Raw genomic sequence first — 15102 nt, forward strand, 5'->3', positions numbered from 1 at the left:
CAGGAAAGCCAGCAGATCGGTGCCGCTGCCAAGGGGTTGCCGGGGCTGCGGCGTGATCTCGTGGAGGACTTCGGAACCGCCCGGTGTTTTGCGACGTCCGCCGGCTGGAAGCCGGGGTTACGGCAGGTCAGAGGCCTGCGCCACGAGCCTTTCCGTAGCCGCCGACGTCAGTCCGCGGACCCCTTCCAATCCGCGTGCTCTGTTTGCTCCGCGGGTTCTGCCTTCTGCGTATTCTGCGTGTTCTGCGGGCTTTTTTCTGCGTATTCTGCGTGATCCGTGGGCTCTTTAATCTGCATGCTCTGTGTGATCTGCGAGCTTGTGACCTGCGTGATCCATGGGCCTTGATTTCTGATTGCTCTGTGGGCTTTTTCTCCTGCGTGTTCTGCATGCTCTGTGGGCCCTGTCTGAAGACTCCGCGTGCTCGGTGGTGACCTCGCATGCGTTGGGATCGCTGGCTCTCGGTCGTCCTCGTCCGCCCTTGGTATCGGCGGGCGCACGAGCGCGGGCGCGTTCTCCCGGTGCTGATGTACCACAGCATCTCGCCGGATCCGGAACCGGGCGTGCCGCCTTACTACCGCCTCTGCACGCATCCCGTCCGCTTCGCTGCGCAGATGCAGTGGCTGAAAGATCACGGGTATTGTGGCGTAACGCTTTCCGAGGGCCTGACCTGGCTGCAGGACGGTCTGGGAAGCAGCGCCTCCGCAGCGCCAGAGCGCCCGGTGGCCATCACCTTCGACGACGGCTTTCAGGATTTTTACACCGCGGCCTTTCCGGTTTTGCAGCGACTGGGCTTCCGCGCCACCATGTATCTTGCGACCGGCTTCATTGGAGATCAGCGCCGCAACTTTCAACCGCGCGGCGCCTCCACAGTGCCGGGCGTGGTCGGCCGACCCTGCCTCACATGGTCGGAAATTGCGGAGCTGGCTGCTGCAGGCATCGAGTTCGGTGCCCATACGGTCACGCACCCGGAATTACCACGCCTTCCCTGGCCGGAGATCGAGTGGGAAGTGAAAGAGAGCAAGGCTACCTTGGAAGAACGCCTGAGTCGTCCCGTCCGCAGCTTCGCCCACCCTTACGCCTTTCCGGCCGAGCGACGCGATTACGCCTGTCACTTGCTGGACCTGTTGGGCAGGGCGGGGTACGAATCGGCCGTGACGACGCGCATCGGCCGCGTTCGGCCCACGACGCCGGCTCTGATGCTGCCACGTTTGCCGCTCAACGACGCCGATGACCCATGCCTCCTTGAGGCCAAACTCGCAGGTGCCTATGACTGGATGGGCAAAGCGCAAGCCTTCGCCCGTCTCTTGCGGCATCTGAAATCGGGTATGTTCGGTGGACACAGGACGCCTCCCAGTGCGCGGCCCGTCCCGGCCGCTCGTCAGGCCTTGCATGAGTGACTACGTCGTCATTACGCCGGTCCGGAACGAGGCCGACCGGTTCCCGCGCACTATTGCCTCGATGGTGGCGCAGACGCGCCGGCCGGCCCGGTGGGTGATCGTGGATGACGGCTCCACCGACGGCACCGGGCGGGTGGCCGAGGAGGCGGCCCGGGAGCATGATTGGATTCGGGTATTGCACCGGGCCGACCGCGGCCGACGTCTCCCGGGAACGGGCGTCATGGAGGCTTTTCACGAGGGGTGCGTTCTGGTCGCCGACCTGTCTTGGGAGTACCTGGTCAAACTCGATGGGGATCTGGCGTTTCCATCGGATTATTTTGCGCGTTGTTTGGAGCATTTCGAAAAAGATCCGCGCCTTGGGATCGGCGGAGGTGTGGTCTGCAAAAGGGTGGCGGAGCAGTTGATCGTCGAGGCTGCGGATGATCCGGCCTTTCACGTCCGCGGGGCGACCAAGATCTACCGTCGGGCCTGTTGGGAACAGATCGGGGGATTATTGCGCCTGCCCGGTTGGGACACGGTGGACGAACTGAAGGCCAACATGCTGGGCTGGAGCACGCGAACGTTCCCGGAACTAAAGGTCGAACAGCTCAAGGATACCGGCACTGCCGATGGTCGTTGGCGTAACTGGGTCAAGAACGGTCTGGCCAACTATGTGGCCTGCTATGACCCGCTGTTCATGCTCGCCAAGTGTCTTCGACGGGGGCTCCGTTGGCCCTATCTCGTGGGAGGGCTGGCCCTTGCCTGGGGATACCTGAGCGGTTATCTCCGCCGGATGCCCCGCGTGGACGATTCCGAGTTTCGCCGCTACGTCCGCCGCCATCAGAGAAACGCCCTGCTCGGCCGGCCCGGCTTGTGGTCCATCCGCCTCTCGATCGATCCTGAAGCGGGACCGTCATCCGCGGCAGTGAAGAATCGTTCCCCGTCATCCGCACCCGCTCCGATCGAGCGACGCTCTTAGGCCCACGGCTGCTTTTACCCGGGGGCCGACATGATCCATGCCAGACCTCTTCCTGGACACACGTCCTCCGGAGCGGCGTTCAGACGTGAACGTGGAGGCGCTCCTTTCGTGGTCGGATCGAATCCGCACCAAAACCTGGGAAACACCGGAATTTCGCCTGGTGCTCACGTGGGCCCCGCCCGATTCGCTTTGGGCTCCTTGCACGCTGCCTGACGGTGGCATTGCTGCGGTTGCCGGCTTCCTTGCTCTCGACGAGGCAGAATGGAGCACCGCAGAACGCGAAGTCCTCCCCGGTCTGGAGGGGGGTCTGGCCGGCCGGGCCGTCTGGCAACGATTCCGCTCCGACGATACCCGGGCCTGGGACGACCTGAGCGGTAATGCGGTGATCGTCCTCTATGATGCAGCGAGCCGCCGGGTGCATCTGCGCAGCGACCCCGCCGGCTGTTTTCCTTTGTACGGCTGTTGTCAGGATGGATTCTGGGTTTGGGCCTCGCATCCGGACGTTTTGGCCTCAGCGACGGGCCGCGTCGAGAGAATCGACCCGGTTTCTCTGGCCGAGTTCGTCATGGCCAGCACGGTCACACCGCCGCACACCTACTACGAGGGCATCCATCTTTGTTCCCCGGGCACCGTGTTCACATGGGACACCCGAGCCCGAACACTGTCGGATCGCACATATTTCAGGCTGGAATACCGACCCGAGCCGGCCGCCACGGAGGACGACCTGGCCAGTGCCCTGGCGGAAGCCTGGCGCCGCGCCGTCCAGCGGCGCACGCTGCCCCGCCTGGGCCGCGTGGCAGTTGCGCTCAGCGGCGGGCTCGACTCCCGGCTCGTGCTGGCCTGTCTGAGTGATCCCCGCAACGCCTTTGCGTTCACCTGTTACGACGTGCCCAACCGTGAGTTTCGCATGGCCCGGGCCATCGCCCGCGCTGCAGACGTCGAGTTCCTCCCGCTGCAACGCTCCCGTGATTATTACGGCGATCACGCCCCGGTAGGCGTCCGCATCTCGGGCGGGATGGGGACCTTCGCCAACAATCATTTCCTCGGGGTCCTGGACTCCTTGGAGCAGAAAGACGCCGGGATTCTGCTCACGGGCTGCTACTGCGACTATTTATTCAAGGGATTGCCGTTGAACCGCCGGATTCGTGTGTGGGACGGCCGTGAAACGCTGGCTTCGTTCGATCACGAGTTCTACTTCACCCGCTGGCGCTTCCACACCCCGCTCGCCCACGAGGCCGAGCAACGTTGGGAGCAGCGGATTCCACCCGCCCTCCGACAAGGCTTCGACGACGCCGCCTTGTTCCGCATCGAAACCCTGCGCACCTTCCCCCTCTGCTACGAGGGTGACAATGAGCAGCGACTTGTGCCCCAACGGCTCTTGGCTTGGTCGCCGCCGGTCACGGATTTGGAGGTGTTGCGGATCTACCAGCGAACCCCGTGGCGATGGAAGCTGAACCGCAAACTTTTCCTCAACACGGCGCGAAGACTGCTTGCCGATTCGCCCCTGTTGGCGGTGCCGGACGCCAACACCGGCGCACGGCTGGACGCGCCCGCGTGGCAGGAAGCCCTTTCCTGGCAGTGGTTGCGGCTCTGCCGAAAGATCCGCGCATGGCGCACGAGTCTTGCCTCAGACGGATCCTGGCCCAACTGGCGCTTCTACTATCGCCACAGCCCCGCCCTGGAGCGGCATTGGTCTGTGCCCACGCCGGAATTGGAGGGCCTCTTCCTCAAGGTCACCGGATGGCGGGAATTGCCCCGCCGCCCGGCCGATTTCCCGGTGGACCAATGTTTTCTGTTCGTGGCCATGCTGACACTCAAACTTTGGTGGCGGCACCGTGCATGCTCCGTCGGTTTCTCAAATTGATCCTCAGCGCGGCCCTGAATTGTGCCGACCGGGCCCAAGATGCGGTGCGCCTCTCGCGACACGACTCGCCGCGCGGCGTGGTTTTGTATTACCATGCTGTGCCTGCTCGATACAGGCGCTCGTTCGCAGGTCAACTGGACCTCCTGTGCCAGCATGCCCAACCCTGGGCGCTGGATGGATCGACGCCGATCGCGGGCTTCTGGGCAGGGATCAGCTTCGACGATGCCTATGTGTCCGTGCTGGAGAACGCAGTGCCCGAGCTGGTCGCACGGAAGTTGCCCTTCACCGTGTTCGTACCCACGGGGAGCCTGGGGCGACGCCCGTCCTGGGTACAGTCGCCCGCACACCCATTCTGGCAGGAGCAGGTGATGTCGGCAGAGCAACTGGCAGCGCTGGCCCGATTGCCGGGAGCCACCCTGGGTTCGCACACGGTGAACCACCCTCGCCTCACCCAACTCACCCGCGAAGCCTTGGAATGCGAACTGCGCGATTCCAAGTACGCTCTCGAGGACATCTTGGGTCGCCCGGTGACCTTGCTCAGCTTCCCGCACGGCGTGTGGAATCCGGCCGTGGTCGAGTGCGCACGCGCGGTGGGTTACACGCGGCTTTTCGGCATCGAACCGGTGTGCCTCGACGGCGGGGTGCTACCCGAGGTGATTGGCCGCGTGGCTGTGGAGCCGCATGACCTGCGCTGCGAATTCGTCCTCAAGCTTCGGGGCTGTTATCGGTGGGCAGCGGCTGGCAGGCGGGGCCCCGGGCGATCTTGGGGACCAGCTCGTAGCCTCGTGCGGAGCGCGCACAATGACTGAGGTCTCGGCCATCCATTGGCAAACCCGTCTCGAGCCGTTGGCTCCCATGCAATGGAGCGACCTTCTGGCGGAGTTTGCCGACGGGAATTTCTACCAAACTCATGCTTACGGCAGCGTTTCCTGGGGGCGCGCCTCGCTCACCCATTTGGTCGTTTGCGATGCGGATGGCGTCCGAGCCATCGCTCAGGTCCGGCAAATCCGTTTCGGACGATGGTTTGGAGTGGCCTACGTCCGGTGGGGGCCTTGCGTCCAGCGGCGATCGGAGCCCTGGCATGCATGCGCCTTTCGGGAGGCACTCCGATCCCTGGCTTGCGAGTTTGTCCACCGCCGCCGCTGGGTGCTGCGTGTGATTCCCAATCTCTTCCAAGAGGACGAACAGGCTTCTACCGCGCTGCAGGTACTGCAACAACTTGGCTTTCAAAAGGACGCGTCCGCCATCCCTTATCGAACCATTCGAGTGGACCTCGAATCGCCCCTTGAGGAAGTCCGCAAGCGACTGGACGGGAAATGGCGGAATCAACTCAACGCCGCCACGCGCAACGGACTTGAGATCACGGAGGGCAACGAGAGCTCGCTATTCGGCAGGTTTGTGGGACTGTACGATGAGATGATGTCCCGCAAGAGATTCGAAACCAGCGTGGATGTCCGGGAGTTCCTGCGTATTCAGGAGCATCTGGCGCCGCCGGAGAAAATGCGGGTGGCCCTCGCCGGGCAATCGGGACAGTTGCATGCTGGCGTAGTGACCACGGCTGTCGGTGACACAGGGATTTACCTCCTCGGCGCCACAGGGCAGGAAGGCCTGAAAAGCAAGGCCTCCTATCTTCTGCAGTGGCGCATGATCGAGTATTTGAAAAGTGTGGGCTGTCGCTTCTACGACCTGGGAGGAATCAACCCCGAAGCCAACCCGGGAGTCTATCACTTCAAATCCGGCATGGGAGGACTCGAGGTGCATCAACTGGGGAGGTTTGAACTCGGCGCGTCCGAGGCGAGACGGAGATTGTTACACTGGGCCGAGCGCTGGCAGAGGGCACTCCACTCATGGAGGCAGAACATCCTGCGATGATCCAGACGCTGCCATCGGTGGAATCCTCGGGACCGTCCCGCATGGAGCCGACCTCGTTGACCATCGTCATCGTCAATTGGAACGGGGGGGAGAAGTTGTTGCGCTGCTTGCGGAGCATTCGGAACAGCCGAACCACCTTCCCGGTCAAGGTGATCGTCGTGGACAACGACTCCCGCGATGGAAGCCGGGAACGGGCTGCGGCCGAGTTCCCTGAGTTCCAGGTCCTCAACACCGGCGCCAATTTGGGCTTCGGCCGCGGCAACAACTTCGCTCGGCCCTGGGTGGACACGCCGCTGGTCCTGTTCCTCAACCCGGACACGGAACTGTTTCCGGACACCCTGGAAAAAGCCGTGCGCTCCCTGTTGGACCGGCCCCGGGTAGGCATGTTGGGCTGCCAGATGCGGTACCCGGAGGGCACCGTCCAGGAATTGGGACTTCAGTGGTTTCCCACACCCGGGCGGGTTTTCCTCGAGCTTTTAGTGCCCGGGCTTTTGCGCCGCGGGCTGCTTTCCCGCTGGGTTCCCCGACACGACCCAACACGCAGTGGGCGCGTTGAAAAACTCTATGGAGGCTTCTTGCTGGTCCGGAAAGCCGTCCTCGACGCGGCCGGTTGGTTCGACGAACGCTACTTTATGTATGCGGAGGACGTGGATCTGTCTCGAACCGTCCGCGCGCTGGGCTGGGAACTGTATTACGACGCAGACTGCGCCATCATTCACGCCTGTGGCGCGACCAGTCGTAAAGCGCCCTCCGGGTTTTCAGTGCTCATGAAGCAGCGGTCCATCAACCAGTTGATTGAAAAGTATCGGGGAGCGGGAGCTGCGCGCCGGCACCGATGGGCCGTGGCTCTTGCTGCGGGCCTTCGGTTGGCGGCGCTCTGGCTTCCGTACGCCCTGGCCCGGGGATCGAGACGCGCATCGGCCCGCTTGGAAACTGCCTGGCAACGCACCCGCTTGCTGTGGCAATGGGCTTGCTGTGGTCGTGAGGCCGAAGTTCCCACCCAACCTCAGGGCCGTACCTCCCTTTCGTCTGCCCCCACTGCGGAGCCGGCAAGAGTCTCATGACGCCTCTGGCATTCACGTTCCTGTTGCTGGCCACGCTGGCCATCTGGGTCCTGCCCAGGCATCTGGCCGCGGTGCCGCTCTTGGCCGGCGCCTGCTACATGACCTTGGGGCAGGGAATCGAAGTGGCCGGCCTGAACTTTCCCATCATCCGGCTCCTCCTGCTCGCGGGAGTGCTCCGGGTCCTGGTGCGTGGCGAACGACCTGCAGGTGGCTTCATTGGGATGGACAAACTGTTCCTCGCCTGGGCGGCGTGGGCGATTCTGGCCAGCGCCTTCCACGAGAACCCCGGCGCCACGCTGCAGTTTCACCTGGGCATGGTGTACAACGCCCTGTGCATCTATTTCCTCATTCGCTGCTTCTGCCAGAATGAAGAGGAGATCTACGGTTTGATCCGGATGACCGCGTGGGTTTTGGTGCCCGTGGCAGCGGAGATGGTCTACGAACAACTGACCTGGCATAATTTGTTCTCCGTCTTCGGGGCCGTCCCGGAGGAACCGGCCATTCGAAACGGTCGGATTCGTTCTCAGGGCCCCTTCGCTCACGCCATTTTGGCAGGAACTGTTGGGGCGGTTTGCATTCCCCTGATGATCGGCCTGTGGCGAAGGTATCCAGTGTCGGCCAAGGTCGGCCTGGCCGCATGCGGGGTCATGGTCCTGGCGTCGGCTTCCAGTGGTCCCTTGATGAGCGTGATCTTCAGCCTGTTTGCGCTCGTCCTCTGGCGGTGGCGTCATTGGACCCGCCAAATGCGGATTGCCGCCGTGGTGGGCTACGTTCTGTTGGAACTGGTCATGAAGGCGCCGGCTTACTACCTGATCGCGCGAATCGATCTGACCGGCGGCAGTTCCTCATACCACCGATCGGCACTGATCGATGCGGCGATCCGGCATCTTAAGGAGTGGTGGTGGGCGGGGACGGATTATACCCGCCACTGGCTCCCATACGGGGTCCCTTGGAGCGAGGACCACGTGGACATCACCAACCACTACCTCGGCCAGGGCGTCAAAGGCGGGCTGCTCCTGATGAGCTTGTTCATTGCCCTGATTTGGTGTGGATTTCGTTACGCAGGCGCCGCCATGCAAGCGTGGCGGCAAGTAGACAGAGAGCGCGAATTCTTCGTCTGGGCAGTCGGAGCTGCCTTGTTCGCGCACGCGGCCAGTTGTGTCTCGGTTGCGTACTTCGATCAATCCATTCTGTTCCTTTATTTGACACTCGGCCTGTTGGCCACGTTGCGAGTGTCCCTCGCGGAGGGACCTGGCTGGTCCTCCCTGGAGGAGCCGATCGTTGAGCTCGAGACGCCTCGAGCGCCAGTGCCGCAGCCACCCCCCCTGGCGTGGCAGGATTCACCTTCCCCGCCCGGCTCTCCAGCGCAGCCAAAGCCGGTCTGAGCCTTGGTTGTGGATGGCGCAGTTTCATTCGTCCGGCACAAGGCCTGCTCTTCGCATGACGGAGGCAGACGGCCAAATTGGAATCCAAGATGGATTTGAGAATCCTGCTGCGAGGCGGCATGCAGAGGGTGGCGCGCGTAATGACGCCGCTGACACTGGCTTGTGTCGGGCTTAAGGGGGCGGTGGAAGCCGCCACCTTGCAGGTCCCTCAGGACTACGTGACCGTCCAGGCCGCGATGAACGCTGCCCAACCGGGCGACGTGGTGCTGCTCTCCCCGGGACGCTATGACGAGGCCGTGGCCAGTGTGCGGCCCGGCACCCCCGAGCAGCGCATCACGCTGGACGGCCAGGGAGGGGCCATCCTCCGCCAGTTCACCTTCCGGCACCCCTACATCACCGTGCAGAATGTCACTTTTACCGGGGTCACCCAGGCATATTCGCGCCTGGTGTACTTCGCCCATGGCGGGCATTTTGGAGTCTTGTCCAACTGCGTGTTGGATGCCGGATTCGCTCTGCGAGTGTACGGGATCGAATGGCAGGCCCCTCGGACCAAACCGTTCGGCGAGGGAGAGGCGGCCAGCCACTGCCTGATCGTGAGCAACGAGGTGCGCAACGTGCTCGGCATTACCATGCTCAGCGTGATGGGCGACTCGAACCGCGTGATCGGGAACTTCGTCCATGACGGGGGAGCAGTGGACTTCTTTCGGCTGTTCGGCCGAAACAATTACCTGGGCTACAACGTTTGCTCGAACAATTTCATCTACACGGGCGTGGGCAATCACCCCGACTTCATCCAGACCTTCGGCAACAACGGTGACGGCAGCATGGGACACGTCATCGAGGGTAACTGGGTCATCGGCGTATGGGGTGGACAACTCACGCAGTTGGAAGGCAACCTGGTGCCCGAAATCCGCGACTGGACGTTTCGAAACAATGTCTTCGTGGACATTGCCCTGCAGGCGAGTTGCACCATGCCCGAAGTGAAATACTACAACAACATCTTCCTTCGCTGTAACAAAACGAATGGCGGTCACGCCCTCTCTTTCGGCTCGAGGTACTACCCCAACACGTACGGAGGTCGTTCCGGGACAAATTATGCCCACGGGGCCCGGGTCATGAACAACGTGTTCCTGGATTGCGGAGATTCGCGAATTGCCGTTGGATGGTACGGATTCTCCTTGGAACTCACCAACGTCGTCGCTGATTACAATTATGTGGCAAAGGCAGGTTTTACTCCGGTGGAACAGGACCCGTTGAAGCGGCCCATAGGCAACCCGGGCGGTTGGGCCACCTGGGGCAAGTGGTGGGAACCAAACGGCATCAACGGCGGGGACCCGCGCTTTGTGGATTGGCAGCGCCTGGATTTCCGGTTGCTGGAGGGAAGTCCCCTGATCGGCCGGGGCTACAACCTGGGCAATGTCTTCGCCACGGACATCCTCGGGAACCCCCGAGGCACTACCTGGGATATTGGGCCTTATGCCTTTCGGGCTCCCCCTCCGGAGCGCTTGGTCCCTCCGCCCCGATTGCGTGCGGTCGTTCCGGACCCTTAGGGTTGTTGCCCGTACCGACCTCCAGGGCTCCCGGCTGACTCGCCGCGCCGCTCCTGGGCGCAAAATGTCCACGTCGTCGTTCGGCATTCGACGTCGGTTGGTTTTGTAGTCGCGAGGCTGGTGGACCGGCCGTCGTGGGACGCGGCGGCATGGCCGTTCATGGGGCAGCGGCGGACACATCGAACTTGAGTCCTCACAACCAGGTCTCCTTCGAGGGCGGCGCGGCCCCGGGTGAGGACAAGTCTCGTCAACCAGGGCTTGGCCCAAGCACAGCGCAACTCATGGATCCAACAACTCCCCCTTGTGCACCCGCGGACGTCAGTCCGGTCCGGTCCATAGACCCGGGCGCAGCGTTGCACCCTGGTGGTCCGTCGGGCGCCGTTGGAGGTGTACAGCTCACTGTCACCAATTCGTTCGAAAGTGCGGGCTTGGAGCCCTGTGAATGGGACCGAGCCGTCGAACGCCTGGGCGGGCCCATTTACATGACCTGGGACTGGCTCCGCACCTGGTGGGAGTTCTATGGTGGAGGGTGCGAGCTGAGGCTAATGATCTTCCGCAAGGATGGCGAGATCGTCGGGCTGCTGCCCGTGTACATGCAGCGGATCGGGTTGCCCCCACTGGCTCTCACCGTCGCGCGGCTTGTGGGCGCCAACATTCCTCCGAAAGTGTTCGACCCGCCGCTGGGTGGAACGTGGGCCGTTCAATGCATGCACCTGGCGTTGAGCCGGCTCGAGCAGGATGGTTGCGGTCTGTTCAGTTTGGGGCCCGTGTCGGAAGAGTTCACCCTGGCTCACCGTGATTTGGAGAGCGATCCAGAGCGCCCTGGGCGTTGGCGCGCTGAAAAGCGGAGCGCTGGCGTTTACACCTGGTTCCTGCTGCCGGAAACCCTGGAGGCATATCTGTCATCACTGGGCAAGAATGAACAGAAGAATCGCCGAAAGTACGAACTTCGGATGCTGCGAAAAGAGTACGAGGTTGTGGTGGAGGTGTTGGGACGCGGGCGTGAAGCTTTGAGCGATGCGTTCGAAGAATTCACGCGGCTGCACACAGCGCAATGGCGGACCGAAGGTTTACCCGGACACTTTGGGGCCTGGCCACGCGGTCTTGAGTACAACCGCGCGCTGGTCCGGGCGCAGGCCCGTCACCAGCGGGTTCGGCTCTTGCGGATTCGGGCGAACGGCCAAACCGTGTGCGCCCAGTACGCCTTCGCCTGGTCGGACCGTTGGTTCTGGGAATTGCCGGCCCGAGAAGTGGGGCCCGAGTGGGACCGTTTCAGCCTGGGCCCCACGGGCATTGTGGTCATGATCCAGGAGGCGATTCGGGAGGGCAGGAAACGTATTGAAGGAGGCTTGGGGCATTACCCTTACAAGCTGCGCTTGGGCGCCCTGGAGCGGCCGGTCTGGATCTATCGGTTCTCCTGTCGTTCACCACAGGAGCGGATTCGCCGGTGGTCGGCCCGGAGCGTGCGCCTCCTCCTCCAATGGGGTTACCATAAGCTGTGGTACCGCCGGATTCAGCCCCGGTTGCCGGAGCGTTGGAAACGCCCGCAGTGGAGCCTTTGGTTGCGCCACGATTTTTAGTTGATTCCAGAACCTTACAATCCCTCCCCGGGTAAAGTGAGGCAGCTGCAAAGACGCAACTTGGGCGCGGCGGTTTTGGCGATGGTGATCGCCTGGGGATCGTCCCTCGGGGGTGCCGTCTACCACGTGGCCACGACCGGCGACGACGCGAATCCCGGTACAGAGCAGGCACCGTGGCGCACCATCCAGAGAGCTGCGACTCTCGCTCAGCCCGGAGACCTGGTCTTGGTTCAGGAAGGAACGTATCCCGAACGTGTCACCACCGTTCGCGGGGGCACCCATGCAGCGGATCGAATCGTGTTTCGGGCTTCGGGCCGGGTGGAAATGCGAGGGTGGGTGGTGAGGCACCCGTACATTTCCATCGAGGGGTTCGACATCACACAACACTCTGCAGCATCCACATTGGACGCATATATCCGGGTTGAGAATGGTGCGAACTACTTCGAGTTGAGAGGTTCGAATGTTCGCGATGGGATCGAACTCGTGGATCAGGCAGTCGTGTTCGACTCCTCGAGCAACGCGGTTAGGGTGTCCAAGGGTGGATTTGTTGATGCGGGCTTTCGTCCAGGAACCTGTGTCGCCTTTTTTCCGGCTGCCCGTCCTCTGTCCCTCAGGAACAACGGTGTCTATTTGGTGACGGACGTTACAGGCGACACTCTGTGGGTTCGAGAATCTTTGCTTGAGGACGGCCCACGCCGATCTACATCACGGGAAGCTATTGCTTCGCCTTGTTCATTGAAAGTGACGTCCTTGGTGCGCTCGTACAGGGGAATCGCTTCAGCCGCCTCGCTTATGATGTCTAGATGGTGGGTGGTACGAATCACCTCCTCGAGGCCAATGTCCTCGAAGAGTGCGGCGGTTGTGACGCGATGCACTTCGGAGGCAGGGGCCACGTCTTCAGACGCAACAACATTCGGCAGAGACCACTCCGGGTTTTCCAAGTATCTCCGGATGCAATGGAGAACTACACACCGCTGCCGTATGCGGAGGTCATTTTCGAAGAGGATCTGGTGATCGGCTTTCCCGGCGTTATAGCCTCACAAAAGGGAGCTGGAACCATGTCTGGCTGGGTACTTCGCAGGAACGTATTCGTGGACACCGGCTGGTTGGATTTGACGCATCCGGGCACGATCCTTGAAAACAACACTTTTCTTCGCGCCGGGAGGACCAACACGCCGGTCACCATGGTGGTTCAGCACCCGATCATCGTCCGCTCGTCGATTGGAGCCACAAACGTTGTGATTCGGAACAACGTTTTCGTGGACTGCGGCGAGGCATCTCCCATCGTTGGACCGGAGGGTGTTGGCTTCTATTTCATTGACGGGCCGGCTGAGACGATCCTCGCGGAGGGTAATTTTGTCACGGGCTCGCCCCCCGGGTATGGGACGAAGACCAACTGGACCGAGGCCCCCGAGCGGAACGGAGGAGATCCGGGCTTTGTCAATATTGATGATCCGCTGGGACCGGACGGAGTACCGTTCACGGCGGACGATGGGCTGCGACCTAGGGCGGATTCGCGGCTGTTGGGTGCAGGCGTGGGGGGTGCAACCATCGGGGCCTATGAATTGCCTTACGTCGAGCGTGTCGCGCTCGAGGCCGAACGGATTGACACCGGCGCAATACGGATGCGATGGCCGAAGTCGATCTGGAACTGGACCCTGGAACAGGCACCCGATCCGGGCGGCCCTTGGGCTCCGGTGGCGGTGACCCCAGCGCAAGTGGGTCAGTTCTTGGAGGTGGAGGTTTCCTTGGAGAGGGCATCTGGGTTGTTCCGCCTGCGGCGTTAGCAGACATGGGGCCATACATTTGGTGCAAGCGGGTTGGCCGATCGGCAGGCCCCTGGCTTGCGGCCCAGGGCCGTCCCCGCGTAGATAAACTGTCTGCTAGTTGAAGCGACCAAGTGCAGCCTGGTCCATCGCCGCAAACACGTATTGTGTGAAGGAAGGCCCCGGGCCGTACAGGTCACATGCCCGGGGCGATGCGACATGATATTGCACCGCAGAATCCAGCCCCGTTTGCTGGCGAACCAGCGGAAACCCAGGTGGTCTGTGTGTCTGAAGCGTGACTTTGGAGGGTTCGGAACCGTTGCCGGGGTGGGAATTGAACCAGGACACACTTTCATGGTGCCCGCTGTACGGGGGAATCGGCCGACGGCTCCGGCGGAAGGGCCGCTGCGGATTCGCTTTGGGGCGATGGCCGGGGTCCCTCGGGTGCAGGAAGAAAGGAGATCCGGAGCGAATCCGAAGGGGACGTTAAGAGAAATGTGCCACGTAGTCATTCTCGCACGCAGGAATTGCTCGCTGGCGTTGAAGGTGATTCGGGCATTGGGACGAACCCGACGCTATACCATCATTGTCGTTGGTGATGAGAGTGTCCACGCTGTCCGGTGGAGCCGATATGTGGAGGAGTTTCGATCGGTGGGCATTGCCAGCGATGAGCAGGATCTCCTCACCGTACTGGGTTCCTGCGCAGACCGTGGCGAACGATGCATTCTCCTCCCGGTCAACAGCGAAGACTTCTACCTTTGCGCAACGCGGCGTGGCCGGCTTGAGGATGATTATCAACTGCCTCCACTTCCACCGGTAAACGCCCTCGAAATCGCTGCCGACAAATGGCGTCTCTACGCTGCGGCACGGGCGGCCGGCATACAAATGCTTCCCACTGTGCAGCTGCGCCAAATCGTGGAAGAAGGGTTTGAAGAGATTCCCTCCTTCCCCGTACTCCTCAAGACTCGCGCTCGCGGCGGTGGAGAGGGCTTTCAGGTGGCGGAAACGAGACACCAGCTCCTGGAGATGGCACGTACCTGCGGGGAGCGCGCAGAGGACTTCATCGTGCAACCTCTGATCAGAGGGGTGGATCACTCCTTGTCCGTGTTCTGCGTTGATGGGGAAATATTGGCCTACACATTATGGAGGGCCGTGGCGCCCGGAGGGGAGCGATTTGGAATGCCGGGGGTCATTGAGTTCGTAGAGCAGCCGCAGGTACTGGAGGAGGGCCGGAAGGCAATGAAAGCTCTACGGTGGAGCGGGGTGTGCGACATGGACTTTTTGGTGCAGGAGGAAGATCAGCGGGTGTGGCTGTTGGAGATCAACGGGCGCTTTTGGGGAACGCTTCCGGCCTGCACGGCCGCAGGGGTAAACTTCCCTTGGTTGATGTGTGCGTACGCAGAGCATGGGACCCTGCCGGCTGCCGTAACTCCGCCGGCGGGATTCCGTTACGCGAGACCGGGAGCGATCCTGCAGTGCCTGCGGCGGGCAGGCCCTCGAGGTTGGAGGGGCTGGGCCGCGGGACTGCGTCATGCCCTCGTGGATTTGGTGCGCGATCCGGCTCCGATGGTTCTGCACCAACTCGCCAGGCGGGTGGCCGGCAAACGGAGGAGAGACCGGGGGCAGCCGAGTTCCGCCGCAACCTGACGTGCTCGTGGCAGTCGTG

The 15102-nt window shown here is 62.3% G+C and carries 12 protein-coding genes; all 12 read left to right on the top strand.

Annotation, left to right across the window (positions count from 1 at the left end):
• Positions 1-437: 437 nt before the first annotated feature.
• The 12 genes from ACPDIT_RS08655 to ACPDIT_RS08710 all read left to right on the top strand — a co-directional run bounded on the left by ACPDIT_RS08655 (position 438) and on the right by ACPDIT_RS08710 (position 15083).
• Entirely contained in the window at positions 438-1397 is a 960-nt protein-coding gene (locus tag ACPDIT_RS08655) for a polysaccharide deacetylase family protein (protein ID WP_423442805.1), read from the top strand.
• Positions 1390-2355 (top strand): glycosyltransferase family 2 protein, encoded by a 966-nt coding sequence (locus ACPDIT_RS08660; RefSeq protein WP_423442806.1) that lies wholly within the window; start codon positions 1390-1392, stop codon positions 2353-2355. Before ACPDIT_RS08655 ends, ACPDIT_RS08660 begins: the two co-directional genes overlap by 8 nt.
• A 37-nt stretch (positions 2356-2392) precedes the next feature.
• The gene (locus tag ACPDIT_RS08665) at positions 2393-4219 is read left to right on the top strand and encodes an asparagine synthase-related protein (protein WP_423442807.1); all 1827 of its coding nucleotides are present in this window, start codon (positions 2393-2395) and stop codon (positions 4217-4219) included.
• The gene (locus tag ACPDIT_RS08670; RefSeq protein WP_423442808.1) at positions 4195-5028 is read left to right on the top strand and encodes a polysaccharide deacetylase family protein; all 834 of its coding nucleotides are present in this window, start codon (positions 4195-4197) and stop codon (positions 5026-5028) included. Before ACPDIT_RS08665 ends, ACPDIT_RS08670 begins: the two co-directional genes overlap by 25 nt.
• Complete coding sequence (locus tag ACPDIT_RS08675; protein WP_423442809.1) at positions 5021-6091, top strand: lipid II:glycine glycyltransferase FemX; 1071 nt, start codon at positions 5021-5023, stop codon at positions 6089-6091. The genes ACPDIT_RS08670 and ACPDIT_RS08675 overlap by 8 nt, the downstream gene beginning before the upstream one ends.
• Positions 6088-7155, top strand: a complete 1068-nt coding sequence (locus ACPDIT_RS08680; RefSeq protein ID WP_423442810.1) for a glycosyltransferase family 2 protein — start codon at positions 6088-6090, stop codon at positions 7153-7155. Before ACPDIT_RS08675 ends, ACPDIT_RS08680 begins: the two co-directional genes overlap by 4 nt.
• On the top strand, positions 7152-8540 hold the full coding sequence (locus ACPDIT_RS08685; RefSeq protein ID WP_423442811.1) for an O-antigen ligase family protein: 1389 nt from the start codon (positions 7152-7154) through the stop codon (positions 8538-8540). The genes ACPDIT_RS08680 and ACPDIT_RS08685 overlap by 4 nt, the downstream gene beginning before the upstream one ends.
• An 89-nt stretch (positions 8541-8629) precedes the next feature.
• On the top strand, positions 8630-10090 hold the full coding sequence (locus ACPDIT_RS08690; RefSeq protein WP_423442812.1) for a hypothetical protein: 1461 nt from the start codon (positions 8630-8632) through the stop codon (positions 10088-10090).
• Between the two features lie 428 nt (positions 10091-10518).
• Complete coding sequence (locus ACPDIT_RS08695) at positions 10519-11670, top strand: GNAT family N-acetyltransferase (protein ID WP_423442813.1); 1152 nt, start codon at positions 10519-10521, stop codon at positions 11668-11670.
• A gap of 81 nt (positions 11671-11751) precedes the next feature.
• Positions 11752-12684 carry a DUF1565 domain-containing protein gene (locus ACPDIT_RS08700; protein WP_423443159.1) on the top strand — a complete coding sequence of 311 codons (933 nt, stop codon included), beginning with the start codon at positions 11752-11754 and terminating at the stop codon, positions 12682-12684.
• A 44-nt stretch (positions 12685-12728) separates the two neighbouring features.
• Complete coding sequence (locus ACPDIT_RS08705; RefSeq protein WP_423442814.1) at positions 12729-13457, top strand: hypothetical protein; 729 nt, start codon at positions 12729-12731, stop codon at positions 13455-13457.
• 474 nt (positions 13458-13931) lie between these two features.
• Positions 13932-15083: an ATP-grasp domain-containing protein gene (locus tag ACPDIT_RS08710; protein ID WP_423442815.1), complete on the top strand. Its 1152-nt coding sequence runs from the start codon at positions 13932-13934 to the stop codon at positions 15081-15083.
• Positions 15084-15102 lie beyond the last annotated feature (19 nt).

It is taken from the genome of Limisphaera sp. VF-2 (assembly GCF_049537125.1).
Classification (GTDB): domain Bacteria; phylum Verrucomicrobiota; class Verrucomicrobiia; order Limisphaerales; family Limisphaeraceae; genus Limisphaera.

Bases quoted from the DNA above. Each gene is read 5' to 3' on its own strand.
- ACPDIT_RS08655 (WP_423442805.1), top strand. From the start codon at position 438: ATGCGTTGGGATCGCTGGCTCTCGGTCGTCCTCGTCCGCCCTTGGTAT.
- ACPDIT_RS08660 (WP_423442806.1), top strand. From the start codon at position 1,390: ATGAGTGACTACGTCGTCATTACGCCGGTCCGGAACGAGGCCGACCGG.
- ACPDIT_RS08665 (WP_423442807.1), top strand. From the start codon at position 2,393: ATGCCAGACCTCTTCCTGGACACACGTCCTCCGGAGCGGCGTTCAGAC.
- ACPDIT_RS08670 (WP_423442808.1), top strand. From the start codon at position 4,195: ATGCTCCGTCGGTTTCTCAAATTGATCCTCAGCGCGGCCCTGAATTGT.
- ACPDIT_RS08675 (WP_423442809.1), top strand. From the start codon at position 5,021: ATGACTGAGGTCTCGGCCATCCATTGGCAAACCCGTCTCGAGCCGTTG.
- ACPDIT_RS08680 (WP_423442810.1), top strand. From the start codon at position 6,088: ATGATCCAGACGCTGCCATCGGTGGAATCCTCGGGACCGTCCCGCATG.
- ACPDIT_RS08685 (WP_423442811.1), top strand. From the start codon at position 7,152: ATGACGCCTCTGGCATTCACGTTCCTGTTGCTGGCCACGCTGGCCATC.
- ACPDIT_RS08690 (WP_423442812.1), top strand. From the start codon at position 8,630: ATGGATTTGAGAATCCTGCTGCGAGGCGGCATGCAGAGGGTGGCGCGC.
- ACPDIT_RS08700 (WP_423443159.1), top strand. From the start codon at position 11,752: ATGGTGATCGCCTGGGGATCGTCCCTCGGGGGTGCCGTCTACCACGTG.
- ACPDIT_RS08705 (WP_423442814.1), top strand. From the start codon at position 12,729: ATGTCTGGCTGGGTACTTCGCAGGAACGTATTCGTGGACACCGGCTGG.
- ACPDIT_RS08710 (WP_423442815.1), top strand. From the start codon at position 13,932: ATGTGCCACGTAGTCATTCTCGCACGCAGGAATTGCTCGCTGGCGTTG.